General features: G+C 57.8%; 32 protein-coding genes, 1 tRNA gene and 1 pseudogene. 8 read left to right on the top strand and 26 right to left on the bottom strand.

Annotation, left to right across the window (positions count from 1 at the left end):
* The first annotated feature begins 6 nt into the window (after nucleotides 1-6).
* The 4 genes from plsX (at nucleotide 7) to ABFT80_RS07295 (ending at nucleotide 3,267) form a co-directional block, all read left to right on the top strand.
* Nucleotides 7-1,074 (top strand): phosphate acyltransferase PlsX, encoded by a 1,068-nt coding sequence (gene plsX, locus ABFT80_RS07310; RefSeq protein ID WP_347971211.1) that lies wholly within the window; start codon nucleotides 7-9, stop codon nucleotides 1,072-1,074.
* Nucleotides 1,075-1,082: 8 nt separating this feature from the next.
* Nucleotides 1,083-2,054, top strand: a complete 972-nt coding sequence (locus ABFT80_RS07305) for a beta-ketoacyl-ACP synthase III (RefSeq protein WP_347971210.1) — start codon at nucleotides 1,083-1,085, stop codon at nucleotides 2,052-2,054.
* Between the two features lie 211 nt (nucleotides 2,055-2,265).
* The gene (locus ABFT80_RS07300) at nucleotides 2,266-2,589 is read left to right on the top strand and encodes an integration host factor subunit alpha (protein WP_347971209.1); all 324 of its coding nucleotides are present in this window, start codon (nucleotides 2,266-2,268) and stop codon (nucleotides 2,587-2,589) included.
* 129 nt (nucleotides 2,590-2,718) lie between these two features.
* Complete coding sequence (locus ABFT80_RS07295) at nucleotides 2,719-3,267, top strand: MerR family transcriptional regulator (RefSeq protein WP_347971208.1); 549 nt, start codon at nucleotides 2,719-2,721, stop codon at nucleotides 3,265-3,267.
* A 7-nt stretch (nucleotides 3,268-3,274) separates the two neighbouring features.
* On the opposite strand, the gene ABFT80_RS07290 is transcribed toward ABFT80_RS07295, so the two are convergent.
* The 3 genes from ABFT80_RS07290 to ABFT80_RS07280 all read right to left on the bottom strand — a co-directional run bounded on the left by ABFT80_RS07290 (nucleotide 3,275) and on the right by ABFT80_RS07280 (nucleotide 4,535).
* Entirely contained in the window at nucleotides 3,275-3,541 is a 267-nt protein-coding gene (locus ABFT80_RS07290) for a DUF982 domain-containing protein (protein WP_347971207.1), read from the bottom strand.
* Between the two features lies 1 nt (nucleotide 3,542).
* Nucleotides 3,543-3,782, bottom strand: coding sequence for a hypothetical protein (locus tag ABFT80_RS07285; RefSeq protein WP_347971206.1), 240 nt, complete (start codon nucleotides 3,780-3,782; stop codon nucleotides 3,543-3,545).
* 285 nt (nucleotides 3,783-4,067) lie between these two features.
* Nucleotides 4,068-4,535 (bottom strand): YbaK/EbsC family protein, encoded by a 468-nt coding sequence (locus ABFT80_RS07280; protein ID WP_347971205.1) that lies wholly within the window; start codon nucleotides 4,533-4,535, stop codon nucleotides 4,068-4,070.
* Nucleotides 4,536-4,659: 124 nt separating this feature from the next.
* Here ABFT80_RS07280 and ABFT80_RS07275 point away from each other — a divergent pair, with 124 nt between their 5' ends.
* The gene (locus ABFT80_RS07275; protein ID WP_347971204.1) at nucleotides 4,660-5,238 is read left to right on the top strand and encodes an acyloxyacyl hydrolase; all 579 of its coding nucleotides are present in this window, start codon (nucleotides 4,660-4,662) and stop codon (nucleotides 5,236-5,238) included.
* Here the strand turns inward: ABFT80_RS07275 and ABFT80_RS07270 are convergent.
* The 4 genes and pseudogenes from ABFT80_RS07270 to ABFT80_RS28060 all read right to left on the bottom strand — a co-directional run bounded on the left by ABFT80_RS07270 (nucleotide 5,235) and on the right by ABFT80_RS28060 (nucleotide 8,059).
* A complete protein-coding gene (locus ABFT80_RS07270; protein WP_347971203.1) occupies nucleotides 5,235-6,263 on the bottom strand; it encodes an NADP-dependent oxidoreductase in 1,029 nt (342 codons plus the stop codon). The two genes, ABFT80_RS07275 and ABFT80_RS07270, sit on opposite strands and share 4 nt — an antisense overlap.
* Nucleotides 6,264-6,534: 271 nt before the next feature.
* Nucleotides 6,535-7,704, bottom strand: a complete 1,170-nt coding sequence (locus tag ABFT80_RS07265) for a tyrosine-type recombinase/integrase (protein WP_347971202.1) — start codon at nucleotides 7,702-7,704, stop codon at nucleotides 6,535-6,537.
* A gap of 32 nt (nucleotides 7,705-7,736) precedes the next feature.
* Nucleotides 7,737-7,904: pseudogene (locus tag ABFT80_RS28065) on the bottom strand (hypothetical protein); the annotation flags it as partial.
* A complete protein-coding gene (locus tag ABFT80_RS28060; protein ID WP_455189889.1) occupies nucleotides 7,901-8,059 on the bottom strand; it encodes an Arc family DNA-binding protein in 159 nt (52 codons plus the stop codon). The gene ABFT80_RS28060 and the pseudogene ABFT80_RS28065, both read right to left, overlap by 4 nt.
* 92 nt (nucleotides 8,060-8,151) lie before the next feature.
* Between ABFT80_RS28060 and ABFT80_RS07260 the strand changes: the two genes are divergently transcribed.
* From ABFT80_RS07260 to ABFT80_RS07250, 3 genes are all read left to right on the top strand, one after another.
* Nucleotides 8,152-8,415, top strand: a complete 264-nt coding sequence (locus ABFT80_RS07260; RefSeq protein WP_347971201.1) for an Arc family DNA-binding protein — start codon at nucleotides 8,152-8,154, stop codon at nucleotides 8,413-8,415.
* A 9-nt stretch (nucleotides 8,416-8,424) separates the two neighbouring features.
* Nucleotides 8,425-9,720 carry a hypothetical protein gene (locus tag ABFT80_RS07255; RefSeq protein WP_347971200.1) on the top strand — a complete coding sequence of 432 codons (1,296 nt, stop codon included), beginning with the start codon at nucleotides 8,425-8,427 and terminating at the stop codon, nucleotides 9,718-9,720.
* Between the two features lie 138 nt (nucleotides 9,721-9,858).
* A complete protein-coding gene (locus ABFT80_RS07250; RefSeq protein WP_347971199.1) occupies nucleotides 9,859-10,434 on the top strand; it encodes a hypothetical protein in 576 nt (191 codons plus the stop codon).
* Here ABFT80_RS07250 and ABFT80_RS07245 read toward each other — a convergent pair whose 3' ends face one another.
* From ABFT80_RS07245 to ABFT80_RS07155, 19 genes are all read right to left on the bottom strand, one after another.
* Entirely contained in the window at nucleotides 10,435-13,071 is a 2,637-nt protein-coding gene (locus ABFT80_RS07245) for a lysozyme family protein (RefSeq protein ID WP_347971198.1), read from the bottom strand. It abuts the gene before it with no gap.
* A 14-nt stretch (nucleotides 13,072-13,085) separates the two neighbouring features.
* Nucleotides 13,086-14,735, bottom strand: a complete 1,650-nt coding sequence (locus tag ABFT80_RS07240) for a terminase large subunit (protein WP_347971197.1) — start codon at nucleotides 14,733-14,735, stop codon at nucleotides 13,086-13,088.
* 3 nt (nucleotides 14,736-14,738) lie between these two features.
* A complete protein-coding gene (locus ABFT80_RS07235; RefSeq protein ID WP_347971196.1) occupies nucleotides 14,739-15,059 on the bottom strand; it encodes a phage head closure protein in 321 nt (106 codons plus the stop codon).
* Nucleotides 15,056-15,463 (bottom strand): DUF3168 domain-containing protein, encoded by a 408-nt coding sequence (locus ABFT80_RS07230; RefSeq protein ID WP_347971195.1) that lies wholly within the window; start codon nucleotides 15,461-15,463, stop codon nucleotides 15,056-15,058. The genes ABFT80_RS07235 and ABFT80_RS07230 overlap by 4 nt, the downstream gene beginning before the upstream one ends.
* 1 nt (nucleotide 15,464) lies before the next feature.
* On the bottom strand, nucleotides 15,465-15,875 hold the full coding sequence (locus tag ABFT80_RS07225; RefSeq protein ID WP_347971194.1) for an HK97-gp10 family putative phage morphogenesis protein: 411 nt from the start codon (nucleotides 15,873-15,875) through the stop codon (nucleotides 15,465-15,467).
* Nucleotide 15,876: 1 nt separating this feature from the next.
* A complete protein-coding gene (locus ABFT80_RS07220) occupies nucleotides 15,877-16,167 on the bottom strand; it encodes a head-tail connector protein (protein WP_347971193.1) in 291 nt (96 codons plus the stop codon).
* A complete protein-coding gene (locus ABFT80_RS07215; RefSeq protein WP_347971192.1) occupies nucleotides 16,164-16,784 on the bottom strand; it encodes a helix-turn-helix domain-containing protein in 621 nt (206 codons plus the stop codon). The genes ABFT80_RS07220 and ABFT80_RS07215 overlap by 4 nt, the downstream gene beginning before the upstream one ends.
* A 645-nt stretch (nucleotides 16,785-17,429) precedes the next feature.
* The gene (locus tag ABFT80_RS07210; RefSeq protein ID WP_347971191.1) at nucleotides 17,430-17,651 is read right to left on the bottom strand and encodes a helix-turn-helix transcriptional regulator; all 222 of its coding nucleotides are present in this window, start codon (nucleotides 17,649-17,651) and stop codon (nucleotides 17,430-17,432) included.
* A gap of 1 nt (nucleotide 17,652) precedes the next feature.
* Nucleotides 17,653-18,195 carry a hypothetical protein gene (locus tag ABFT80_RS07205; protein ID WP_347971190.1) on the bottom strand — a complete coding sequence of 181 codons (543 nt, stop codon included), beginning with the start codon at nucleotides 18,193-18,195 and terminating at the stop codon, nucleotides 17,653-17,655.
* Nucleotides 18,196-18,209: 14 nt separating this feature from the next.
* Entirely contained in the window at nucleotides 18,210-18,680 is a 471-nt protein-coding gene (locus ABFT80_RS07200) for a phage tail tube protein (RefSeq protein ID WP_347971189.1), read from the bottom strand.
* 66 nt (nucleotides 18,681-18,746) lie between these two features.
* Nucleotides 18,747-19,913, bottom strand: a complete 1,167-nt coding sequence (locus tag ABFT80_RS07195; RefSeq protein ID WP_347971188.1) for a phage major capsid protein — start codon at nucleotides 19,911-19,913, stop codon at nucleotides 18,747-18,749.
* Between the two features lie 4 nt (nucleotides 19,914-19,917).
* Nucleotides 19,918-20,481 (bottom strand): HK97 family phage prohead protease, encoded by a 564-nt coding sequence (locus ABFT80_RS07190; protein ID WP_347971187.1) that lies wholly within the window; start codon nucleotides 20,479-20,481, stop codon nucleotides 19,918-19,920.
* Entirely contained in the window at nucleotides 20,478-20,750 is a 273-nt protein-coding gene (locus ABFT80_RS07185; RefSeq protein WP_347971186.1) for a hypothetical protein, read from the bottom strand. Before ABFT80_RS07185 ends, ABFT80_RS07190 begins: the two co-directional genes overlap by 4 nt.
* On the bottom strand, nucleotides 20,747-21,082 hold the full coding sequence (locus ABFT80_RS07180; RefSeq protein ID WP_347971185.1) for a gene transfer agent family protein: 336 nt from the start codon (nucleotides 21,080-21,082) through the stop codon (nucleotides 20,747-20,749). Before ABFT80_RS07180 ends, ABFT80_RS07185 begins: the two co-directional genes overlap by 4 nt.
* Entirely contained in the window at nucleotides 21,072-22,277 is a 1,206-nt protein-coding gene (locus tag ABFT80_RS07175; protein ID WP_347971184.1) for a phage portal protein, read from the bottom strand. The genes ABFT80_RS07180 and ABFT80_RS07175 overlap by 11 nt, the downstream gene beginning before the upstream one ends.
* A gap of 362 nt (nucleotides 22,278-22,639) precedes the next feature.
* Entirely contained in the window at nucleotides 22,640-23,224 is a 585-nt protein-coding gene (locus ABFT80_RS07170; protein WP_347971183.1) for a hypothetical protein, read from the bottom strand.
* 432 nt (nucleotides 23,225-23,656) lie between these two features.
* A tRNA-Pro gene (locus ABFT80_RS07165) sits at nucleotides 23,657-23,733 on the bottom strand.
* 63 nt (nucleotides 23,734-23,796) lie between these two features.
* Nucleotides 23,797-25,038, bottom strand: coding sequence for an O-antigen ligase family protein (locus ABFT80_RS07160; RefSeq protein ID WP_347971182.1), 1,242 nt, complete (start codon nucleotides 25,036-25,038; stop codon nucleotides 23,797-23,799).
* Complete coding sequence (locus ABFT80_RS07155; RefSeq protein ID WP_347971181.1) at nucleotides 25,035-26,570, bottom strand: undecaprenyl-phosphate glucose phosphotransferase; 1,536 nt, start codon at nucleotides 26,568-26,570, stop codon at nucleotides 25,035-25,037. The genes ABFT80_RS07160 and ABFT80_RS07155 overlap by 4 nt, the downstream gene beginning before the upstream one ends.
* Between the last annotated feature and the right edge of the window lie 44 nt (nucleotides 26,571-26,614).

The following is a 26,614-nucleotide window of genomic DNA, read 5'->3' as shown; positions in this document are numbered from 1 at the left end:
TCGCGCGTGATCAGAATTTCCATCGATGCCATGGGCGGCGATCACGGGCCAAGCGTGATTGTTCCGGCGCTTGCCAGGGTCGCGACCAGACGCAGCGATGTAAGGTTTCTCCTGTTCGGTCAGGAAGCGGCGGTTCGCCCCGAGCTTGAAAAGCACAAGAATCTGGCGGCGATAACCGAGTTTTTCCATTCGGAAGTTTCCGTCGGCATGGAAGAAAAGCCGAGCCAGGCACTGCGCCATGGACGCGGCAAATCCTCGATGTGGCAGGCGATCGAAGCGGTCAAGGACGGCCGTGCCGATGCCTGCATCTCCGCCGGTAACACCGGCGCGCTGATGGCGATGTCGAAATTCTGCCTGCGCACCATGGCAAACATCGAACGCCCGGCGATTGCCGCACTTTGGCCGACAGTGCGCGGCGAAAGCGTCGTGCTGGATGTCGGCGCGACGATCGGCGCGGATGCGCAGCAACTGATCGACTACGCCATTCTGGGAACGGCAATGGCGCGGGCGCTGCTTGGCACGGATCGGCCGACAGTCGGGCTGCTGAATGTCGGTGTTGAGGAGATCAAGGGCCAGGAAGAGGTCAAGGATGCGGGCCGCATGCTGCGCGAAGCGAACCTGCCTTCGATGGATTATCGCGGTTTTGTAGAAGGCGACGATATCGGCAAGGGCACGGTCGATGTCGTCGTGACGGAAGGCTTTGCCGGCAATATCGCGCTGAAGACGGCCGAAGGCACCGTGCGGCAGATCGCAGGCTATCTGCGCGCCGCGATGAGCCGGACCCTGATGGCCAAGATCGGCTACATGTTCGCCAGGGGCGCGTTCGAGCGGCTGAAAGAAAAAATGGATGTGCGCCGGGCCAATGGCGGCGTATTCCTTGGTTTGAACGGAATCGTCGTCAAAAGTCATGGCGGTGCGGATGACGAGGGCGTAGCCGCGGCCATCGAGCTTGGTTACGACATGGTTCGAAACGGGCTTCTGGATCGCATCAACGCCGATCTGGAAAAGTTTCATGCGCAGAATATGAAAGCTGCGGAAAAATCAGTCGATCCGGTAGACGGCGGCAAGGAATAGGGCTCGAAATGATCAGATCAGTTGTGCGTGGCATAGGATCCGCCCTGCCGCGCCGCCTCATGAAGAATACCGATCTCGAAGGCGTTCTGGAAACCTCCGACGAATGGATCGCCCAGCGCACCGGCATTCGCCAGCGTTACATCGCCTCCGATGATGAGACGACGGCATCCCTGGGTGAAGCCGCAGCGCGCGCCGCGCTCGATGCATCCGGCCTGACGCCTGCCGATATCGACCTGATCGTGCTTGCGACATCGACGCCCAACAACACCTTTCCCGCGACCGCTGTCGAAATCCAGAACCGGCTCGGCATGCATCACGGCTTCGCATTCGACATGCAGGCGGTGTGCAGCGGCTTCGTCTATGCGGTGACGACCGGCGACCTCTATATTCGCGGCGGCATGGCCAAGCGCGTGCTGGTCATCGGATCGGAAACCTTCTCGCGCATTCTCGACTGGAAGGACCGCTCGACCTGCGTCCTGTTCGGCGATGGTGCCGGCGCGATCGTTCTGGAAGCGCAGGAAGGCGAGGGCACGATTGCCGATCGCGGCGTTCTGGGCGCTGCCCTGCGTTCCGATGGCGTGCACAAGGACAAGCTCTATGTCGACGGCGGCCCTTCGACGACCGGTACGGTCGGCGTGTTGCGCATGGAAGGCCGCGAGGTCTTCAAGCATGCCGTAGGCATGATTACCGACGTGGTCGAGGCGACCTTCGCGGAGGCCAACATCACCGCCGAGGATCTCGACTGGTTCGTGCCGCATCAGGCCAACAAGCGCATTATCGACGCTTCTGCGAAGAAACTGGGCATTGCCGACGAGAAAGTCGTCGTGACCGTCAATCTGCATGGAAATACGTCCGCGGCATCGGTTCCGCTGGCGCTTTCCGTCGCGGTTGCGGATGGCCGTATCAAGAAGGGCGACCTGGTTCTTCTCGAAGCGATGGGCGGCGGATTCACCTGGGGTGCGGTGCTGCTGCGCTGGTAGTTTAAGCACATACGCCACCAGAGCGCCGTGCGTCTTTTCAGACGCATAAAGGACGCTCTGGCAATTGAATCTGCCGCGTCGTGCTTACCTCAATCGATTCCGATTCTCGGGCCGATGCAGTAGTCGCTAAGCCCTTGACCGCGCTTGTACAATTCCCTAACGTCTCGTCGTTGCAAAAGAAATTCTTGTTTTGAGGGATGGTTGACGTCGCATGGGGGGAAAGACACTTACGCGCGCCGACCTAGCGGAGGCTGTCTATCGAAAGGTGGGGCTGTCGCGAACGGAATCGGCGGAACTGGTTGAAACCGTACTCGACGAGATTTGCGAAGCCATCGTACGCGGCGAAACCGTCAAGCTTTCGTCTTTCGCGACATTCCATGTGCGCGACAAGAACGAGCGCATCGGCCGCAATCCCAAGACCGGCGAAGAAGTGCCGATCCTGCCGCGCCGCGTCATGACCTTCAAGGCATCGAACGTGCTCAAGAGCCGCATTCTGAGAGCCCATCAGGGCGGCAAGACCAAGGGCAGCAAATAGCGGTCCTACGGCCTTTTGAGCCACAGAAGCGGTTGATAACATCGCACGAATTGCCGTTTGGCTTGAAACTCAGGCGATAAACCGCTGAAATCAAGGGCGAATCGGTTCAAGAGAGCGGAAGTTTCTGCCATGGACAAGAGCCCCGACGCATTCAGAACCATCAGTGAGGTCGCCGAAGACCTCGATCTGCCCCAGCACGTCTTGCGTTTCTGGGAAACGCGCTTCACCCAGATCAAGCCGATGAAACGCGGTGGCGGCAGGCGTTATTACCGCCCGCAGGACATCGATCTCATCAAGGGCATCCGCCACATGCTCTATGAGCAGGGCTATACGATCAAGGGTGTGCAGAAGCTTCTTCGCGACAATGGCAACCAGTTTCTGGTGGCGATCGGCAATGGCGATCTCTCTGCCATGGAGGCGATCACGCAGCGCAAGCAGGCCGAAGCCGCATCGCTCGTCACGCCATCGGCTTCGCCCTCGCGTGGCGGCGACGACGAAATGCTGGTCGGTGAGCCCAAGGTAAAACCGAGCAGGCGTTTCTTTGGTCTTGGCAAGCTGGAAGAAGACGGCCCTGTGCAGGCGGATGCGGGAAAGCTTTCCAGAGACAATCGCGCATTGCTTCAGGAGGCGCTGTTCGACCTCCTCGAATGCAAACGCCTTCTCGATCAGGTCCGCTAATCAAAGCTCAGTGCAAATCCTGATCCGGGGCAAGAATCTCGGATTCCTTTGCCGCTTCGATGAAGGCGTCGCGTGCGTCTGACGTCGAGCGATGGCCATCCAGAACCTTCAGGCAGGCATCGAGCGCTTCGCCATGACGCGGGCCACGGTTTAGCGGCCAATCCGTCAGAAGACACTCGGCGGCTTCTTTCGTTGATTTGACCATGCGATGACTTCCGATTGGCCCAAGTTCGACCTTCACAGGATTGTCGAAAGGTTTGATGTCGGCCTCCATCTCAGTCGTCCTTCACCGTCGTTTCCGGGCGGTCATGGCCATCGGCCACTTCCTCATGCCATTCGCCGGACGCGTGCTGATAAACGATGCCGTCGGTAGATCCGGCAACGCGTTGCTCTGCTGCCGCGTTTTCTGCAGCCTTGGTCGCAGATGTCTTGTCAGGGAAGGTTTCGGAAAAGACGTCCCCGACCTTATAGGCCCAGCCGCCATCATGTTCGACGATCGTGTAGGTAACTGCCATGACTGCCTCCAGATTGCTGGACTGGAAACGGCAATGGTGGAGTTCGGTTCCACAAGCAGCCGTGTGAGGTCACCGCACTTGCCCCACTGGCGGCCAAGCAGCAATCGGCACTCATTCGCGCCCAAAGGTTGCGGCATGAATCTCGAACTGTTACGCTTGGAAACAAATCGCGAGAAAAGGAGGTCGAAAATGTCAGATTTAGAGAAAAGCGCCGTTTCCTATTCGCTGATCATCGTCGGCATCAACGCTATGCTCGCTTACGGGCTGATGATTTTCTAAAGCGTGTCAAGCAACCGACTGGCAGACATCCACCCACTCGGCGGAAACGAGTTCCGCCATACGTGCCGGACTAATATGCACGGCCGCATTCGTGGCGCCCGCCGCCGGCACGACCTCCGCAAACTCCTGCAATGAAACGTCGCAATAGACGGGCAGGGCAGTTGCCAGCCCGAAAGGGCAGACGCCGCCGACAGGATGGCTTGTCAGGGAAACGACCTGCTCGGCGTCGAGCATCCGCGCCTTAGCGCCGAACCTGTCCTTGAACTTCCTGTTGTCCAGCCGCGCATCGCCGCGCGTGACGATCAGCATCGTCTGTTCGCCTGCCCGAAGGCAGATCGTCTTGGCGATCTGGGCAGGTTCCACACCATGCGCTTCGGCAGCCAGAGCTACCGTGGCCGAACTTGCCTCGGTGACTACGACCTCGATGTCGGGTGCATGTGCGGCGAAAAATGCGCGTACGGATTCCAGGCTCATGATCTGAAATTAGTCGGGCGCTCAGCGGAAAGGCAAGCGTTTCACCAGCCAAAAAATCACGCTTTGCACGAATCACGTCTTCGCCTATCAATTTGGTGATGCGGCGGACCTGACTTGAGGCAATATGCGCAAATCATCTCGATTTCTGACTGTCCTGAGCCTTGCCGTTCTTTTTCCGATCATGTCATTTGCCGATGAGAATAAATCGGGCCTTCTGGAGTTCGGCAAGAATGCCGATCGCTGGGAAGCGCGTTTTGGAGGCGCGTTTTATGACAGCGGTCCGTTCTCCTCCCAAATATTTTCCGGTGGCGTGATCAACGGAGAAGTCCTTGCGCCGTCACCGAATTTTCTTTCGGCAATTGGTTCGCCGCGGCCATATGTCGGCACGGACATTGCGCTATCGGATCATGAGATCCACGTTCTTTATGCGGGGCTGAATTGGGAAGCCTACTATACCAAGCGGCTTTATCTCGGCTTCAGCGCGGGCGGCTCGGTCAATTCCGACAAGAGCAAAGCCAATGATTTTGGCGAGGTGAAAGACCTTGGTTCGTCGGTCTTGTTCCACTTGCAGGCGAGCGCGGGTTTCGACATCACGCCAAACCTGACGGTGCAGGTCTATCTGAACCATTTTTCGAACGCCAATCTGGCCGACTCCAATGATGGTCTGGAATCGACCGGATTTCGCCTCGGAATGCGGTTTTAATCCGCAGCGACGCGCACGACCAGCTTGCCGAAATTGCGTCCTTCGAGCAGGCCGATAAAGGCTTGAGGCGCGCTGTCCAGTCCGTCCACGATGTCTTCCTTGTAGCGCAGACGTCCGGAAGCGATCCACTCGGATGCCTCACGGTAGAAGCCTGCGCGCTGATCGACGAATTCGCGCTGGATGAAACCGCGAATGAGCAGGCTTTTGCTGAGTATCGCGCGCATTAAAGTTGGCAGGCGATCGGGGCCTGAATGAGCCGCACTATTGTATTGGGCGATGAGCCCGCAAACCGGAACACGCGCAAACTCGTTCAAAAGCGGCAGCACTGCATCCCACACTTTGCCGCCGACATTTTCGAAGTAAACGTCGATCCCATCCGGGCAGGCGGCGGCGAGCTGCGCTTCGAAATCCGGTGCGTGGTGATCGACGACTGCGTCGAAGCCGAGCTCGTCGCGCACGAAAGCGCATTTTTTCGCGCCGCCCGCAATGCCGACGGCGCGCGCGCCCTTGATCTTGGCGATTTGGCCAACGGCGGACCCGACTGCGCCGCTTGCGGCTGCGACGACCACCGTCTCACCTGCTTTGGGTTTTCCGATGGTCAGCAGACCGGCATAGGCAGCAAAGCCCGGCATGCCGAGTACGCCAAGTGCGGTGCTGAGCGGTGCAGCCGAGGGGTCGAGTTTTCGCAATCCCGTTCCATCGGAAATGGCAAAGCTCTGCCATCCGGAATGCGATAAAACGACATCGTCTTCCGCAAAATCGGGGTGACGGGATTTCACGACGCGCGCGACCGTGCCGCCCTCCATGACATCGCCGATTTCGACCGGCCTGGCGTAGGATTTCGCAGCGCTCATGCGCCCGCGCATGTAAGGGTCGAGCGACAGATAAAGGATTTTCAGCAGGACTTCGCCATCCGAAGGCTCGAGGACAGGAGCATCCTCGAATTTGAAACTGTCGGGTGTCGGTGCGCCTAAAGGTCTTTCAGCGAGGAGAATTCGGCGATTTTTCCCAGAAGAAATTGTCATCGTGTTTTTGATCTCCGTCACTGCACTTGTGGCAAGCTAAAGCCGAGGCGGGTTTTTTGCCAGAGCAGAGCGTGATTCCGGGATTTTTCGTTCCGAAAACGGGAATCTGAACATAGGTGTTCGTTTTCCGCCCCGGTTTTGGGGGAAGGAAATTGGAAAACGCAACGTCGATTTTTCGAGAAAATTGGTCGGAGTGGCCGGATTCGAACCGACGACCCCTTGACCCCCAGAGTGAGCGTCGTCTGTCCAATTTTTCCCGGAAATCGGCACGTTACGCAACCCCCTTCTTGGCAATCGTGGGGATAATCGTGGGGGTGCTAATATCGTGGAGTGCCGCCGCAACCTCGTCGTCAAGAACGTGCGCATACTTCACGGTCGTCTTAATGTCCGAGTGGTTCAACGCCTTCTGCACGAGTTTGAGATTGCCGGTCTTCCGAAGCAGCTTTGTCGCCACGTCATGGCGGACATCATGGAAGCGGAAGTTCTCGACTTTGGCCCGCGCCTTCGCCCGACGCCATTGCGTCTTGGCTCCTTCCGGGGTGATTGGATACCGACTGCCCCTGATCTGACCGTCGCGCGGGCGCTGACAGATGAAGGTGAAAACGGCCTCTGGATGGTCGCCCTTGCACTGGTCCAGGATTTCTTGCACCGCTGGCGTAATCGGCGTGTGAACCTCTTTTCCGCCTTTTCCGATTGTCGTAATGCGCTTCGCAAAGATGTTGACGTTGCTCCATCTGATAAGCGTCTCATTACGGCGAAGGCCGGTGAGGCGGGCAAATCGGAACCACAGCTCGTAATCGTTCCGGTGTTCCTTGCGCTGGTGCTTATTCGTCCGCTCATGCTGTCCTGCGAAGGCAGCGTCCAAGGCTACAGCCTCGTGATCATCCAGATAACGGACACGCTCCTTCGGCTCTTTCAGAAGGTGCTTGCCCCATTTGGGTTTGCGTGGAAACGCATGATCCCAATGCCCTTCTGCCCGTGAAAAGATCGCGCGTAGCAGCATGGTGGTCGAGCGGTTGACGGTTGCCGGTGCAAGCAATTTCACTTGGTTTCCGGCATTATCGACCTTCCGTCCTTTTACGGTATGTGCCCGACGCCATGCGACCAGCTTTGCAACATCATCATTTGTGATCTGATCAAGGCGCTTGTCCTTACCGAGATAGCCGATCAGGCGTTCAAGATCGGTCCATGTGGTAGCGGCGTTGGCGTGGTGCTGTCCAACTTCTGACCAATACCGGCCCCCGGCAAAGTCGAGAACAATCGGACCTTGGCCGATGCGCTTCTCTTGTTCGATGTCCGCTTTGGCTTTGCCCCTCATTTCCCCTTCGATGCGAAGTGCATCTTTTTTGTTCCGGGCTTCGGTAACGCCGAAAAAGCGACGACCGTTGACGACGAAATCGTAGCGGTAGTGTGTGGAGTTTTTTTGCTTGTAGACTGACACGGCGCGATCTCCCGGACCTTCTGATTTTCGATGAAGCTGGCGATGTTCTTGTCGGTGAAGCGGCGCGTCGTGCGCTTCTTTCCGACGCCCACGACGATGTATCGGATGCGACCGAACTTCACATTCTCGCGTAGGGTCTTCACCGATATGCCAAGTATCTTGGCTGTTTCGTCTGGGGTGTGAAGGGGTTCCGCGGTCACGAGACAACCCCTTTCTTATCGGTTTCTGCCTTTCTAATAGTCTTTAAGAGGGCGAGGATTTCACCATTCATTGTACGGCAGTTGGCCTCGGCGCGGGTTTTCAGCCACTCTTTCACGTCACGAGGAACTCTGACTTTAAGATCGTCTACGGGCATGTATCGCTTCCTTTAATGGGTAATAGATAACCCAATAAGGGTAATTCAATTTTCTCCTTCCCGTCAACCCCGCATCGGGGTATCAATTACCCATGACCACTATCGCACCTGACATGAAACTGCGCATTTCTGTTGAGCTTCGACAAAAGATCGAGGAAGCTGCAAAGCAGAATGGCCGCACAATGAATGGCGAGATTAACGTGCGGCTGGAAGCATCATTCGCCGCCGATGACCCGATTGAGGCAAAGGTGAAGGCGCACGACCGCGAACTATCGCATCTACGAAAAAAAGTTGAGGCGCTGGAATTACGGCTGACGCGTGGCGTGCCTTCGCTACCCGTTAGAAACAACTTATAAGGCGCGTCAATGGCGGGGAAAAAGGCGGGTCAGTTTCGTCATAATCACTATGTTCCTGAATGGTATCAGAAACGTTTCCTTATGCCGGGCGAGACACGGTTTCATCATCTCGACTTGGCCCCCGAAAAAATTACTGTTGCAACGGCTAAAGGGCCTAAAACTTACTCTCGCAACGAGGTCCACGAATGGGGGCCTGACATGTGTTTCGCAGAGGAAGACCTTTACACTACCAATTGGGCGGGCACTGCCAACACAGACATAGAGCAGTTCTTTTTCGGAGATATTGATGACAAGGGTCGCAAAGCGGCAGAGTTGTTTAGCGCTTTCGAATATGATCACCCCGGCATCAATGAAGGCTTTCATCACTTACTGCGCTACATGAGTGTTCAGAAGCTGCGGACGCCCAAGGGACTAGCGTTTTTGTCAGCGGTCGCGAGAACCAACAATAAGGCGCTAAACCTTCTTCTGCTTCAGCGAATACAGTCAATGCATTGTGCGATTTGGACGGAGTGCATTTGGCAAATCGCTGATTGCTCACAGTCTCCGACCAAGCTGATAATTTCGGATCACCCTGTCACAGTGTACAATCGAGAATGCTTCCCAATGTCGCGATACTGCAGTGGGTCTCAAGACCCCGACATAAGGTTCGTCGCGACGCACACCTATTTTCCCTTGTCGCTCGACAAGCTCCTGATCTTTACGAACAAGTCTTGGCTGCGAGACCCATATCAAAATGCTTTAGCCGTTCGCCCCAACCCGGACCTTTTCCGTGGCGCAATGTTCAGTTGGCTGGACATACAGACTGGACGTAAGCTCACAGAGGATGAAGTTCTCAAGGTAAACTACATCACTAAAAAACGGGCTTATCGCTATATTGCTGCGGGTAAACGTGAGTGGTTGTATCCTGAGCGGCGGATGAAACATGATCATTGGCGAAAGTTCGGAGACGGCCTGCTGTTGATGCCCGAACCGCGCCATCATCACATGGGTGGCGAAATAATCATCGGTTATAAGGACGGCAGTTCGGACGCTTTCGGTCCCTACGGGCACAAACCTTGGCAAAAAGGCTACAAGGACGGCAACCGCGAAGCCCGCGAAAGTAGCTCACTTGAACGGTTCAAAGCTGAGTGGGCGGCGAAGCATGGCCCACGCTACACCGCTGTGGATTGGGGTTTTGGTGCGAGCAGGGACAATCCGCCTAGGTCGAGTGACAGCAAGGATTTTCATCAACACTACCTTGAAGAAGACGCTGTAAATCTGAAGCGACCGGGAGAACGGGCGCGCCGACGCAGGCTGAAAGAGTAATAACGCGGCATTAAGTCAGCCCTCAACAGCGCTCACTTAGGCTGAAAACGCTCTTTCGAGCGATGATGCCATAGGGTCACATCTCGTCCCAGAATTGGAAGTGAAGAATTGAGCACGACGTACGCTGGGAGGGCCAACATGCTCACATTTACTCTCGACACAAATTGCATAATCGACGTGGCCGATAATCGACCTGAAGCAGATGGGGTTATTGCTCTGGCAAAAGCACATGCCGAAGGAAAAGCGGACGTTGCATTTGTGGCCGTGAGCGCGTCGGAGCGTCAGCCCGGCGACAGATACTTGGACAGCTACAGCGATTTCCATGGGCGACTAGAAGCGTTGGGACTGGACCATTTGACCGAATTAAAGGGCATAGCGTACATGGACATCAGCTATTGGGATCATTCGATGTGGGGTTCCGACGAGATGACGGCGCGCGAGGAAGCTATTCACAGAGTGCTGTTTCCCAACATAGCGTTCCGGTGGACCGACTTCGCCACGTCATTGAAGATTGATGTCAATGCCATCAAAGATGAAAAATCCAAGCGGTGGCGTAACGCATTCTGTGATCGACAGATGTTCTGGGCGCACGATCATGGAAAGAGAGACATCTTTGTCACCAGTGACGCAAATTTTCAAAGGCTAGCTGGCCATACTGATTTCCCAAACGCCGTCATTTTTAGCCCCAGAGAAGCCTTCAAACATATCTCGTGACTACGTTCCGAACCTCTTTCTAGCGATGCTGCCTTGCGGGCGCATCTCATTCTGCATCATCTCGGCAATTTCTGTCTGGACCATGCCACGCAGGGCTGTCGCCGTAGCTTCGGCATATTCACGATCCTTGTTCGGATCGCCCGACGATCCCTGCGTCGTGACGTTGATGGTCGAATTGTAGGTGGCATTGCGGGTGCTGCCTCCTGCGATAATGCTGCCGCCCCCGACTGATCCGCCATTCGCAAAAGCCGGGACGCCCCCGCTGTTGATCGCTTCCAAGAGTGAACCGTGTTTCCGGGTTGCGGCGGCGTTCACCACATATTCCCCGTCTGAAAGCATGGCGGGGATGCGATCAGCCTTTGGTCCACCCGGTCCACTGACACGGCCACCGGATGCGAGTTTCAAACCGCCGAATAGCGATCCGAACAATCCGCCACCGCCAGCGGTGCCAAACATGCCTGCAAGAGGACCCTGACCAAGCAAAGCGGCTTGCAACGTCACCTGAATGAGTGAGTTCAAAAGCTGTTGCAGCGCCTGTTCAAGCGTCGTGGTACCGGTGGCGAGGCCGGTCAGGGCGTTGGCAAACGACTGTCCAAAATAGTCCTGGGCTTGCAGCACCCCGTTCGTCGTCTCAGCCGCTGCGGCGGTTTCCCGTGACAGTTGCTGAGTGAGCGTGAGCTTTTCGCGCATCTGGTTAAGCTCGGCATCGGTGAGAGTGAGGCCGTTGCGCTGGGCGTCCTGCTGATATTGGAAAAGCTGCAATTCGACCTGTTGCCGCTGGGCGCTCAGGCCGGAAATGGACTGTTCGAATTGAGCGAGTTCGAGATTTTGCTGGATAGTCTGATTGAGGCTTTTGCGCGCCTCATCCTGCTGCTTTATCAGGTCTATCTGTTGCTGCTGACCTTCGGTCGGGGCGAGCTTCTGGGCTGCGACAGGTGTGCCGCCATATGCGGCGCTGATCGTGCCGTCATCGACACGGCGAAGTCCTTCCCATTCGTTGCGGAGGCCAGCCGGATCGTTGCCGCGACGACGAAGCAGCGCACGGGCAAGTTCGTCCTGCGTTGTCTCATCAAAAAGCCTGTCGCCAGAAAGATTGAGTTCCTGCATGAGACCTTTGAGGGTCTTGCTGACGATCTGGTATCTGCCTGCTGCCGATGAATTGAAGCTGTTGTCGGGGTGCGCCAGCATCTGCTTTTGCATTGCCAGCACTTCATTCAAGGTCATGCCGGTGAGGTTCACCGCGCCGCCCGTATACGCCCCATATCCCAGCGTTTCGTTGTACCCCCGGCCTTTATCGGTGCCCTCGGCGGCTCCGATCAGGTCCAGCATGTTGCTGTGCTTGCCGAATTGGGCGATGGACTTGGCTCGGTTCGCGATGTCCACCGCGCCCATGAGTTCCGACATCGTGCTTGCGTTGCCCGCGACCTTACGGAACGCGGCGTCGATGGCGTCGAGTTTGCCAAGCTCATCAAGTTCGGCCTTCAACTCCGGCACGAGGCTTTTCAGTTCGGCCAGCGATGTCTTGAAGTTCAGGGCAGCGGTTGCCGTATTGTTGAACGCCGAACCGGCTTCCTGCGTGGTTGCGGGGAGTTCCGAGATAGCATCTTCAAGCGCCTTGACCTGTTCCTCTGCGGCCTGAAGGTGTCCCTGCAATATGCGCAGTTCCAAGTTCTTCGTGGCAAAGTCCGGGCCGTCTGCAAGGCTCTTTATCTGGGCCTGTATGGCGTCCCTGTTTTTGCGGGCTGCGGCGAGCTGGGCCGCATCGGATTTGAGATAGGCAAGCGCATCTTCCTGCGACTGGTATCCGGGAAGCCATTCTCCACGTAGCGCGCCGATGATCTTGCTGGCGTAACCTACGCCCTCGATAGCGGCTTTCTTGCTGTAGACCTGCACGTTGCGCCAAAGGGTCTCGAACTCGGCATCAATCTTCTTAGCCGCCGCGATCTGCTCATCGGTGAAGGTCGCTGCCTCTCCGCGAAGCTTCTGAATTTCCGAGACGGACAAGCCCAGCACCTTCGCCAACTGTTCGGCCCCGGTGCCGCCGAATATCTCATCGAGCGCGCGCGTCTGGCTGGCGCGGTCAAGCCTCTGTAGCTTGCCAATAATCTCGTCCAGAAACCGGCTGGGGTCTTGGAGCTTCTTTCCGACTTCCTCTGCCGTGTAGCCCAGCCGCTCAAACCATTCAGCGCCGCCACCCTTGCCGGTCTGAGCGAACTCGTTTCCTCGGATATTCAGTTCTTTCAAGGCATCGGTCACGCCGTCGATGGTCGCCCCGGTTGCCGCTGCGACGTACGTCCAACGCTGCCACACCTGTGCGGAGACGCCAGCTTTTCGGGCTTCGCGGTCCACCTCGGCTATGCTTTTGGAAATCTCCTTCACCGCCATGGTCGCGCCAACCACGCCAGCGAACACGACGCCACCGCGCATGAACGGCGCAAACATGCTGTTCATGTTGCCTGCCAGCTTTGAGGCTGAACCGCCAAGAGCGCTTTCCATGCGGTCGCCTGACTGCTTGGCACGTCTCTCTATATTGCCGAAATTGTCGTTGGCGGTTTTGTTCGCCTTCTGGAAATTGCGCTCGAAATCCCGAATGCGGGCTTCGAGTGCGATGACGAGACGTTCTTGATCGGTTGCCATGGTCGGGCTTCTTTCTACCAAACGAGGTCTTGGGCGGTGACGGTAGGATCATCGAAGATGGATTTGCTGCTTCCTTCTCCGGTCGCTGCCCGCCCCACGGCCATTGCAGCGGCAACAGCGCCGTCGATCCGGTCGCGGGATTTGCCTTTGTGGAATGCCTTGTTCCCGGCTTTATCGATTTCGACGGCGATGTTATCGACATTCCAGCGCAGGACCGGATGCCCGCCGTGCCGGAACTTCCCAGCGATAATTGCCCGCTCCATCTCTTTTACCGGCGCGGACATCGAAACCCAGCCTTGGCGGTGCTCAATCGCGGGATAGCCGTCTTCAGCAAGTGTGCTCATCATGACGCGCGCCATATGCGGATCAAAGGCGATTTCCCGCACTTCGAACCGCTCGCAGAGGTCGCGGATCGTATCTTCAACGGTGCGAAAATCGACCACGTTGCCGGGGGTCGGTTCGATGAAGCCTTGTTCTGCCCAAAGCGGATAAGGCACGCCATCACGTTCCGCCTTCCGCGTCAGGTTGTCGGCAGGACAGAAAAACCACGGATGCACGATGTAGCCGCCTTCGCCGTCACGCCATGCCGCCACGATGACGGTCAGGTCAGAGTTGGAAGATAGATCGACCGCCAGCCAGCAAGGTTCATGCTCAAGGTCCGACAGGTCGAAAGTTTCGGCTCCTTTGTCATAGTCCGACATATCGACAAACGGGTCCGACGAATGGTCGAGCCATATATTGAGGTGCAGTTGCCGGAATGCTTCCCGGTCGGCAGGCCGTTGCGCTGCCTCACGGGCAAGCTGGCGAAGTCCTTGAAGATCAGGATAGCCGTAAGCGAGGCCGGGGTTCGCCGCATGCCAGACAGTTTCATCTTGCCAGTCGGCGTCCCGGTCTGTTTCGAACAGGATTGGCAGCGTAGCCGGATCGTCAATCTCGCCGCGCGCCACCTTCCGGGCATAGTCGATCACGTCGAAAGCGATGTTTTCCTGCCCGCGTCCCGCTGTCGTGATGACGACAGACAGGGAGTTTGGAACCTTCACAAGGCCGGTGCGGATCACGTCCCAAAGATCGCGCTTCTTCCAAGCGTGGAGTTCATCGATCAGAGCGAAGACAGGCGTGCGCCCGTGCTGTGTCCCGGCGTCATTCGACAGGGCTTCGAGGAATGAACCGTTCGGGAAGCTGATCCGGTTCTTGTATTCCTGAAGTTTGATGTGGCCGGTTGCGTCGAAGCGGCGGGACGCCTGACCTTTACGCCACATATGGCCACCGGCCCCGATGATGCTTTCGGTCTCGCGAAATCCGATCTTGGCTTGTTTCTGATCCGATGCCGCGAACAATGCTTCGCCACCGGGAACGGCTTCCGGTCCCATCGTGTGCAGAAGCGACAGGGCAGCGCCAAGCGAGGTCTTCCGGTTGCCGCGCGGGAGCAACATCACCACGTTGCGGACGATCCGATTGCCGAACTCGTCGCACGGTCCATAGATCAGACGAACGACGCGTTCCTGCCAAGGATCAAGCTGGAAACGCCGGTCGGGCTGGCGGGACTTCGGGTGCTTGAGGCCGCGCAGAAAATCGACCGCTCGCTGACCGTGGCCAAGCGGATCGGGAATTTCCGGGAAGGGATTGGCGACCTTCTTGGGCTTGAACTTCAGCTTGATTGGCATGGCTCAGGCTCCTTGCGCCACGCATCGAAGGTCCAGCCCCTCGCGCCGTCCAAGCTCCTTCACTTCCTTAATGTCGTGCTGTCGTCCGCCATACGTCACACGATCAGCGGTGGTCAGGCCGTCTATATTGCGGATGCGGAAGACAACGGCTGTCTCCGACGACACGCCAAACGACCGCATAAACTCCTCGGTGCTGGCCTGTATGATCTGGGCGCGGACGGTGGCGACCGTGGTCCAGTCCTCAATTACCGTGCCGTATTCATCCACGGTCGAGGTGAAGCGATCAATGGTGATTGTCTTGTCGAGCTTTCCAGCGCGCATCATGCCACCTCAATCAATCGGCATTCGAGGGACAGGATTGCATGAGAGTGCAGCCCACCCGGATCACGGATGAAGCGGGTCGAGGCGATGCGCAAATCCGCGACATGGTATCCTGCCACGGTCAGAGGGCCATCATTCAGGGCATTGCGGATTGCACCGACGACCTGTTTCGCCCCGACCGTGCCGGGTTCTCTGCGCCATATATGGAGGTCGGCCAATACCTCATGACGGTTGCGGGCAACACCATCGTCGGGGATCGTCTGTCCTTCACCTATGACGATGGAATGATCCAGCGCGGGCGTGGCATTCCGATCCACGATAGCGGTTGCGGGAATGATGGCTGTCACCGCCGACGATGCGACGAGACGCGCGCGAAGTGCGGCTTGGACTGCCAGCGACGGTTCCATGTCACGCCCTCCATGTCTCTTTGACGGCCTTGGAGATGGCGCGTTTTGTGCGGTTGCTGGTACGCTTCTTCAGTAGCCGATAGGACGGCAGGAAGAACGGTTGCGGCAAGGCGGTGGTCGTGCCGAACTCCACCCAACGGGCGTAGAATGCTGCGTCGGAACCGGCATAGATCGTGATGCGCAGCACCGCACCCTTGGTCGCTGCAAGGACTATCGTGCCTTCGGGTGCATCGCCCCACGTCCAGCCGATGCTGTCCCGCAACTCTCCCTGATCGACAGGGCATAGCCGCTTGGCGAGGGCCACGATCTCTTGCGCCGATTTCTCCATCGACAGTTCGACGGCTCGTTTCGCCGCGATGGGGATCGCGTTGAGACGTTTCTGCAACCGTGCAAGCTGGGGGGATTGAGCCATGTCAGAAGCTCCATGCCCGGTGCTGATCGATGATCTCCCGGAAGCCTAGCGGCAATTCGTCGGCGGAAATCCCGACTAGGGACGCTTCCCGGTTCTCATAGAAGTGTCCGACAAGCTGGCGGATGGCTTCTTTCAGGTCGGCAGGGACCGGCGTCATATCTGCCAGTTTCGTTTCCAGCCACCTATCGACATAGGCTTCCGCCGCTTCGATCTTGGCTATGATCAGGGCATCGTCGGCGTCGGTGATGATATTCAGATGCGCTTTTGCATCGTCCAGAGTGATGACGCTCATGCCGGTGTCCCTTCGGATTGCAAATCACGCGCGATGCACCCCGCGCCGGTCCCTACGGTGCGGTCGGAAATTGGAGACCGCCCCCCGGTTAGTATGACGAATGCGATACGGCGGATGGTGCGATGGTTCTTCTGATAGATGATGCGCTGTCCGGCCTGCATGACGGGCTCAGTCAGGGCGCGTTTCAGTGACCATCCATGTCGGAGGCGCTGATAGAGGCTGTCCTTTGGGATGCCTATCAACTTCGCCCAATCCACGATTGAATGTGTTTGGCCTCGGAAAGCGAGCAGCTTTGCATGCGCTGGCACCTCTTTGACCGGATCGATCAGTTCGTCACTATCAAGCACACGGTTGCCGCAACGGCGGTTGTAAGCTGTTCCCTCGGATACGCCAGCGAGCTTAGCGATGTCCTTGATTGAAAGGCATTGCCCCCTGAAATCGTAGAGCACTGGTCGACGGTAGAAGCGCGGCCCGCCATTGTGTGCGACGGCTTCCTCTAGTGTGAAGCCATACTTCAGAACTCGGCTCCGCAACGTGAAGAAGTTGACGCCTGTCACTTCTGCGATCTCGCGCAACGTCCGAGCTTGGTCCCTGAACGGATAGGCTTTCGGCTCCATGGTCACGCCTCCACGCTTTGCCGGAAGGCGGTGGACATGCGTCGGATCAGGCGCTGATTACGCCTACGATCCGCGCGCTGTATTGCGTTCATCACGGGTTCGGTCAGGGCACGCTCTAGCGGCCATCCATTTTGTGTAATCCTCTCCCACAAGGTCGGGGCGTTGATCCCCGTTTCCTTCGCCCATTGAGTGAGGCTCATGGTTTTCCCCGCGAAGGTGTATAGCTTCTTTCGCGGCGAACGCTGGGGTGACACGCTGGACAACATCTCTGGGGAAGGACGCTTAAAGTTGAGCTTAATGACCCTCATCGCCGCTTCTCCTGCGATTGCAGCGGTCCATCGTGGCAAGGCTGGCAGGCGGGAACCCACTTGCTGCGGTCCCAGAAGATGGCCTTGTTGCCTCGGTGCGGGGTGGAGTGATGGACCACGATCGCGCGCGCTCCGCACCGAGAGCAATCAGGGTGCTTGGCGAGGAAGGCTTTGCGGGCCTGATCCCACTTGCTGTCATATCCACGCTGGCGGGCTGTTGGCCGCGTCTGATCAAACGCAGCCTTGCGCTCTTTGTCCCGCGCAACAGCATGAGAACATTTCTGGCCCGGTGCGACGACGCATCCGCATGCCCTGATTGACGGTGCTGCGAAGGGCATTATGCGGCCTCGCTATCGGGTCGCCTGATCGCGTCGAGGTCATAACCGAATACCGCAAGGATGCTTTCGAGCTGGCTGATCTTGAGGCTGGCGATACCTTTCAGGAACCTGTTCACTGTTGCCCTGTTTAAGCCCGCGCGCATGGACAAGCTGCGCACGGAAACCGACTGTTCGCGGCGTAGATCGTTGATGATGCAACGCCATTGGCTGGACGGGCGCATGTTAAGCTGCCTCCGCTGCTTTAGTTCTGGCTCTGGCCGTGAAGGCGAAACGTGATCCCCAATCTCCCTTGGGCTGGCTGTCTTTTTCAGCCCCGCCGAATATCGAGCGTAGGAGTTCCACACGTCCTTTCGCGGCTTGCATGATTTCGGCAGGCGTGGCGTCTAGGGTCTGAGTTGGCGTCCATCCAATATGGCCCGAACCGATGCGGAATAGCTGGGTCAGGTGATCCGCGAAGGGGACCGAGTTGCCCTTGCGTTCGGATGGCGACTGGTCTGGATCGACGCCCGTGCATGCGAGAACGTAAGTCAGTAGCGGCCCGCGAAGATCAGGGAGCGCGGCAAGGATTGCCTTCTGCATGACCGGCGTAATAGTGGTGTGATCGCTGATCAGGTCACATGCAGCGGTAAAGCTATCTTCCTGCACCTGTTGAATAAGCGCGGCGAATGATCCGCGACGTTCGAGGCGGATGGCAAAGCGAAGGCGGGGAATGAGACGGATATTCTCACTCCCGATCATCACCACTATGTCATCCGCCAGCCGCATTCTTCATGCTCCGATCAGGCGGTCGCTGCCGGGATTTCGAGGATCGCTCCATCGATTGCCAGCGCAAAGTTGATCTTTGTGATGTCGTCGGAGCCGCCGCCTTGGACCTTGGCACTGGCGACGAATGCCTTGAAATAGAAGATGCTGTTCGTGCCACCGGGTGCGGGCTTATCGTCAAGCTCGACCTTAATGTTGTAGGTGAAATCTGTCTCGGAAGCTGCTTTCGCTGCGATCTGTCCGGCATCGCTGGCGTCGAATGCCGCGACGACATTCATGGTCCCGGAATTTCTCGATCCGGGAAGCTTCCTCACAAATTGCTGATCCACGAAGTTGCCTTCAACTACGTTCGTTTCAGTGCCGAATTCTCCCACGTCTTCAACGTGAGAAATCACCGTGTATGTGTCAGCCGCGAAGGTGGCGGCATCGGTGGCGACGGCGGTCGTGCCAATGGAGATTTTCGATCTGGCAGTAGTGGTAATTCCCATGATGAAAGTCCTTTGCTGAATTGGGGAATGACGGCGGAGACTGGCCCCGCCGTATGATTGTCAGGATCAGGAAGCGGCGATCTTCAGCTTCACGAACTTGTCTGCATGGGTGACATCGCCACCGACACGCTTGCGGGCATGGAAGACGGTGATGCCGTTTTTCGCACGGGTGAACGGGTCGGTGAGAATGGACAGGCCGACACGATCCACGATGCGATAACCAGACCAGTCACCGAACACGATTGGGAACTTGCCAGCCGCAACGCTGTCCATATCCACGGCTTCGATGACCGGACGGCCAAGCAGGGTCGAAGGCTGGCCCGCCTGAATGCCCGGTTGCCAGAGATACGCGCCCTGCGCATCCTTCAGCTTCCGCACAGATGCCAGCGTCAGGCGGTTCATGAGCCATGCGCCGTTATTCGCATAGGCGGTTGGCAGCTTGGCCATGAGGTCAATCAGAAGATCGCCGGGTGCTGAGCCAAGCGTGGAAGCGTGGCCCGACACGACTTCAGCGATGCCGGTTGCGTTGAGGATGCCGTTCGGCTTGCCGACGCCGTCGCCGGAAACGAATGCGGCACCTTCCTTCGCACCGAAATCCTCTGCGACAGCGTCACGGATTTCGCCTTCCACGTCATAGGCCGAATCTTCGAGAAGCTGCTTCGAGACTTCCACGAACGTCGCTAGTTCGTACGGGGTGAGCGTCACCTGACCATAAGTCGGCGCGCTTTCCGGGCGGTTCGCGATCTCGGCCACCCAATCGGCATTCGTTCCGGTCAGTCGCTTCGGATATTTGATCTCCGGTCCTGCGATCTGGACGACCTTCGCGTAATTGCGGATAGGGCTGTATTCGGCAAGGGTTTTCAGGATTTCGTTGCCGAACGTCTCCGGTGCAAGGAAGCCCGCGCTGGTATCGTTGCCGACAGTCAGCGCACGGCGTTCGACTTCCGACAGGCCAGCATCGCCACGACGCAGATAGATGCCGAAAGAGCGCTGTTCATCCGAAGGCTCGTTTCGGTCTTCCTGCTGGGTGCCTGGACGATTGAGCCGTGTTTCAAGCTGGGCGATCCGGTCAGTCAGGCCGCGCACTTCGGTCTGGTGTGCCGTATGGCGCTGTTCGGCTGCGGAGCGAATTTCTTCCACCGCTGCCGTGGCGGCGACAAGCGGGTCATTCTCGTCACTGCGGATTTCCAGCGGCTGGGCCGAACGTGTTTCGATTTTCTGGTGCTTGGTCATGATTTCAGTTTCCTTTGAGTGCGAGCGCGGCCCTGCGGCAGGATGCAACAAAGGCCGCTGCGCTCTTGTCGCGGCCTGTTTCGGTGAAGGTTCGAATTGATGTGACCTGCGATCCCGGTACGCTTGGCATGGCGACGAATGAGACTTCGCGCAGTTCTGCCTTGGTGATGTGGCGAACCCCGCCTGAGCGGGCTTCATCCTTCAGGCGCTGGAAACCGATGCTGAGACCAGCAATGTCACCGGCCTGAAGCATCGAGCGCACTTCGCGGGCGCGCTGTACATCGAGATTGAGACGACCCCGAATTTTCAGGCCAGCGTCTTCCACGACGATAGAGCGCACGGAACCGACGACATCACCGGGATTGTGCGACCATAAAAGCGGAAGGCTGCGTCCTTCCCATGCAAAGGCGTTTCGGTCGAAGCTCGTCTTGTAGCTGTCTACAGTATTGAACCGGACAGCGTATCCTTCGATGGTGCCGTCATCGTCGGTAGCTGCGAACCGCACCTCCGTCATGTCGAGCTTGTCGTTGTGAGCCGCTTCACGGACTTCGTGTGCAAGCAAAGTCATTGCATGAGGCTCCATTCATAGACGTAGCCGGTGGCGTTGACGCGACCCTTGCGGGTCTTCGTGAAAGCGAAACCACGTTCGGTAAGCTGTCGGATTGCGCGGAGGATGCTGTTGAGTTCGAAGACATCGACGCGACCATAAATCGCTTGTGCAAGCTGGGGCGTGGTCCTCTTGCTATGTGTCTGCAATGCAGAGATGACGCCCCGCTGGATGCGCCCTAGCTGTTCAGCATTTGCATTGACTTCGATTGCGTGAGGCTCGCTGGTCATTTGCGGCCTGCCTTCTTGGCGGCTTTGCCAAACATGAGGGTTTCCATGACTGGCAAGGCGAGCGCGTAAAGCTCCATGACGGGGAGCGGTGCTGCATAAGCGGCGGTCAGACTGGCAGCTTCTTCCGGTTCGGTGCCGCCGCCGATCAGGCCAAGGCGGATCGTTTCCAGAAGCTCCTGATGGCGGAAATCACCGCTGAAGAACCGGCGCGAAAGTCCGCCGATGCCAGTCCCGGCCTTGCGTTCAAGCTCAACGATCAGTGCAGGCGGAAGGGCGAAACGGCGCTCGCTGTCACCGAAGAACGCGACGTGCGCGGGAGCTTCATTCTGCATTGTTGCCTCCCGTAGTGTACGGATTTTGCAGCACGTTGCCGCCATCCATCGGAGGGAGATTTTCGAGGGCGCGAAGCTCGTTTGCGGTGTAGACGCCAGCGGCGCGGAACTGACTGTAGGCGGTCGCCCGCGCTGCCGTATCGGCGGCGACGATGTCGTCGGTGTCAAATTCGAGGAAGCATTCGGCCCGATCTGCTTCCGGCAGAAGCTTCAAGGCGAACTCGCCTTCGATCCGGGTCAGCCATGGGTCGAGGCTGTACGACAGGAACATGCGCCCCATCTCGGCGCTGTTCGACCACGTTGCACGTCCGAAATCCTGCAAGAATATCGGCGGGACACGGAAAGCTCGCGCGATCTCACTAACCGCAAATTGTCGGAGTTCGAGAAACTGCGCGTCGGTCGAGGTCAATGTGAGTTGCTGGTAACGGGCGTCAGCGTCAAGGACTGCCGTGCCGCCTGAGCGGGTCATTCCCTGCCATGCGGCCTTAGCCTTCGCGTTGGCTTCGGCGGTCAACGCACGGGCGAAGGACAGGATGCCGGAAGGGCGTCCACCGTTGGCGAACAACCGGGCTGCGTGAGCTTCAAGGGTAATCGCGAGACCGATTGCCTCGCGGGCTTCGTATACGGGGGAGATGCCCGTTACCCCGTCAAGCGACAGAGCGCCCCGAATGTGGATGATGTCGGTGAGAGGAAGGACGCGGCTCCCGTTGCTGACCGTTGCACGGTATCGGGGTTCGCCGGTCAGCGCGTCTATCTCGACGGCCACGGCCTGAGGGTGGAGGCGGTGCAGTTCGCGGGGCTGGCCCTGTCCGTCGCGCACGATCTGAGCAAGGCCGTTTCCCGACAACAGACAATCTCGGACTAGCTGTTCCCGGAATTGTGCGGCGGTGGTCCATGGATTGACGATGCCAGAAAGCAGGGACGCTATCGGGTGATCGACGGCAGGCTCGTGAGCGCCGTTCTGGCCTCGACGGAATACACCTAGCGGAAGATGCCCGCACGGCTCAGACAAAGCTGCGACGGCTGCTCGTACCGGGGTGCAGCGGGTGGCGTTCTGGGCTGACACGGTGACGCCCGACTGAGCCGGGATCGCGCCGAACAAATCCAAGAGCCATCCAGACGGATCAGCAAGCGAACGCTGTTCCTCAGCGGGCGCGACGGTCGTCTCGGTCTTGGATCGAAAGATTGAAAACATCGAACGCAGCATCTCGTCATGAAAACGGGGTGCTGCGGATGACTACCGCTCCGATGCCGTAAGGCGATCAAGCAAGATGATGATTACTGTGTCGGGGGGATTTCGTCAACGGAATGGTGCTGGGCCGGTTGCAGTTTGGTCCGGGCCGGAAGGGGGCTATGGGGGATGGTTCTTTCTTCCCGAAAACCTTCTCCTAAATCCGGCGATAGCCTGTTCGTGCGAGTGAGGCGTTAGCCGCACGGAGCACCCTACCATTATGAACGTAGTGAATATGGTAGGAGGTCTCTCCGCTTAGTTCGTCTCCGCTTATCTTTAAACTGGCCGAAAACGGCCACTTTAATAAACCGGCAAATCGGTGATTTTCACGAATAGAGCGAGACGCCATTTTGGGCCGCGATTTTAAGCTCATATCCAGCTTCATTGAGCGCCGCCAAATACGCTGCCTTGTCGAAATGCACCCACGTTTTTTTGCCTTTGCCTCGTCCATGAATTTCGAACCGGACGATCTCATAGGCATGGCTTTGCAGACGTTTTATTGCATACTTCCGGCACTCGCTTTCACTCAGCCCTGCGACGATCGCCCAATCTGCCTGTGTCATTGCGAGGTATTCCCGACTGCCACCCGGCAATCGCATCTTCGTCTCAAACGCGTCCCACATTCCCGCGATCCTGTAGAGCAGAGCGGCGGCACGTAGATCACCTCCGGCAATCTGACGGCAGCGAGCTAAAGCACCCGGCGCGGTGAGCTTCGACTGGGTTTTCTTCGCCGCTTTGATTTTCTCGGCAATCTTCTGCTTGCCCGCTGGCGTGGTGGCCGTCTTCGCCTTCGTGGTGCCTTTGGTTAGGTCTTTTTTAGTCTGTGCCGTCGCCTTCGGCTTGGTATTCGCGAACACCTCTTTCAGGTTGATGACGTTGCTTTTCGGCGCAATTTCGCTAATCTGTTTCATGACTTCGGGGCCTCCAATCTTGCCCGTTGTTCTTTGACCGGGCCTCCTACGCCCGTTTTGTTTCAAAGCCCTCGGTTCCAGCCGGGGGCTTTTCTCATTCTGTCATTGAGGGGATCGTGTCGGAAAGAGGTCTGGCATACAGAATGATCCAGACCAAATTTCTTCGATTGCGCTGCCTGAGAACTCGACTAGGCTTCGAATTGCTCGATATCTCCTGACGATGACAGATGCCCCTCGGTCCTTTCGATATGGCCGGGGGCATTGTTTTTCGGGGCTATGGTGGAACAGGCCGCGAACACCACAAGAAAATCGTGGGGATTTTCGTGGGGCTTAGATGCTCATTGTGGGATTTTGTGGCCTTTTTGTTCCCTTGCAGGCCGTTAAGCCTGCCGGGGGAGGGAACAAAAAACCCTTGTTTTCCAAGGGCTTCGATGGTCGGAGTGGCCGGATTCGAACCGACGACCCCTTGACCCCCAGTCAAGTGCGCTACCGGGCTGCGCTACACTCCGGACCGGTCGGGGGTGTATCGTGCGGGTCGATTTCGGTCAACTGAAATCGCAGGCAGCAGCGGCTTAAATGCGCCGATCTGCAATCAACCCATGCTGGTAGCGATATTCGAGCCCGATGGCGCCCCAGATCAAACCGAGCAGCAGGTAGAAATGGCGCCAATGGTCCGTGTCGATAACCGTGCCGAGCGCGATATGGCCGATGAATACGACATAGGCGCAAAGCAGATAGGGTTGCCACGGCCTGTTGCGAAACAGGATGCGAAACCCTGCCGCAAGCGTCCAGACGATCAGCAGAAGATAGGAGCAGAAGCCGATCCAGCCATAATCCATAAGGGCTTTCAGCCAGATATTGTGTGTGTCTTCGCCGTAGATCTGGCCGAAGACGAGCGGGCCGATGCCCCAGGGATTTTCGGTCGCGAGAAGGAAGCCTATGCCGTAGCGTGCAAAGCGGCCGAGCCGCGCGCCGTCATAATCCTGGACGAGCTGCGCGCGCGTCGTGAACAGTTCGGCGACGCCCGGAATTTGCAGCGCAATGAGCAGCGCGAAGACGAGCAGTGCGACGGCGGCGATGCTCATGGCGACGATGCGCAGGCGGAACAACCCGCTGGGGTTCTGGATGAAAACCGTCAGCATGAGCAGGATGGAGGCTGCGGCAAACAGGCCCCATGCGCCGCGCGAGAATGAAAAGAAAATGCCGCCGGTGATGATAAGCAATGGCACTGCGTAAAGCAGCATGCGCGCCGGACGGCCAGTCAGGATCTGGTGAAGCAGATAGATGCCGGGCAGCGTCAGGAACGGTCCGAAAACGTTCGGATCCTGAAACGCACCCGCCGCGCGGTTGAATTTGGTGAATATCTCGGTGCCGGGCACCAACCCGAAATAGCCAATGATGCCGAGTGTGGACGTTACGACCGCGGCAATGATCCACGAGATGAAGATCACCCTGTAGAGGGATGGTTGCTGCTCGATGACGGCGGCGAAGAAGACGGAGGTGAAGGCAAGGAATAGCGACACTGCCAGATAGAGCGGCGTGCTCATGAGGTCCGCCATCTGCGACATGGAAATCATGCCGCCGATGTTGAACGTCACCAGAAGTATCAAAAGCGGCGTGACGGAGCGCGAAAGGCGCAGACCGAACAAGGCCCAGATCGGAATGAGGCCCGCCATATAGAGTTCATAAGGTGCGGGTTCGCGCACGACGAAGCCGGATAGCAGCACACCAAGCGCGATTGCCGACGCTGAGATCAGCGACAGAAGCCGCGCATTGACCGCCTCGCGCGGCAAATCATGCGGTATCGCGCTCAATAGGCGTTTTCCGTGTTGAGAAGGCGGACAGGCGTCAGGAACAGGATTTTGAGATCGAAAAGAAGCGACCAGTTTTCGATGTAGTGAAGGTCGTATTCGGTGCGCATGCGGATCTTTTCATCCGTATCCATCTCGCCACGCCAGCCATTGATCTGCGCCCAGCCAGTCACGCCGGGCTTGACCCGGTGGCGCGCGAAATAACCATCGACCACTTCATTGTAGAGAAGGTTGTGCGACTGCGCGGCGATGGCGTGCGGCCGCGGTCCGACCAGCGAAAGACTGCCGAGCAGCGCGTTGAAGAATTGCGGTAGCTCGTCGATGGAGGTCTTGCGGATGATGCGCCCGACGCGCGTCACGCGCGGATCGTTTTTCGTCACCGTTCTCTTGGCGGTCGGGTCGGATTGCTCGACATACATGGAGCGGAATTTATAGACCTCGATTATCTCATTATTGAAGCCGTGACGCTTCTGCTTGAAGAAAACCGGCCCCTTGCTGTCGAGCTTGATGGCGATGGCCGTCACGAGCATTACCGGCGAAAAGACGATGATGCCGAACAGGCTGAAGACGATGTCGAAAGCGCGCTTGGCGACCGAATCCCAATCGTTGATCGGCTTGTCGAAAATATCGAGCATCGGCACATTGCCGATGTAGGAATAAGAGCGCGGGCGGAACTGCAGATGGTTCGAATGCGCCGAAAGGCGAATGTCCACCGGCAGCACCCAGAGCTTCTTCAAAAGCGACAGAACGCGCGCTTCGGCGGTGATCGGCAGTGAGACGATGAGCATGTCGATGCGCGCGATGCGGGCGAATTCGATCAGTTCGGAGACGGTTCCAAGCTTGGGATAGCCCGCAACGATGGGCGGCGATCGCTTGTCGTCGCGATCGTCGAAGATGCCGCATATGCGAATGTCGTTATAAGGCTGCTTTTCGACGGAGCGGATGAGCGTTTCGGCAGCGTTGCCGCCGCCGACGATCACCGCGCGGCGCTCCATGCGCCCGTTGCGCGCCCAGCGGCGAATCATCGTCGCGATGACGATGCGCATGACAATGCATAGAAACAAGCCAACCACGAACCAGCCGCCGAACCACAGACGCGAGAAATCTTCCGACATTTTGAGCAGGAAGCCGGTCAGCGCAAGCAGGCCGAATGTGCCCGACCATGCAAGCAGAATGCGGCCGATAACGCTGAACGGGCGCATAAGCGCTGAAATAAGATAGCAATCGGCAATATCCAGCAGAATGACCGCGAGCAGCGAAGCGCCGAATATGATGAATGGGTAGTGCAGCGACAGATGTGTCGTCAGACCGACATAGAAGGCGTAGAGCGCAAGGCCGGAACCGAGGAACAGGAAGAACTCGACGAAACGCATGACCCCGCTGACCATGACCGGAGACATGGTATCGCGACGGTATTGTGAGGCGACCTGCATGGCCACCTTGTTCAAAACCGCTTTCTGCTTGCCGCTTTCAGCCGGGCTTTCCGACTTTCGGACCGCATCGGGCGAAAAGCGGCGGGGGTCCATATTTGCCATCATCTTGATCCGTAGAACTACGCGTAAATACACGCAAGGCGCTA

It is taken from the genome of Foliimonas ilicis (genome assembly GCF_039939195.1).
GTDB classification, from domain to species: Bacteria; Pseudomonadota; Alphaproteobacteria; order Rhizobiales; family Rhizobiaceae; genus Foliimonas; species Foliimonas ilicis.
This window is presented reverse-complemented; position numbering and strand designations above follow the sequence as displayed.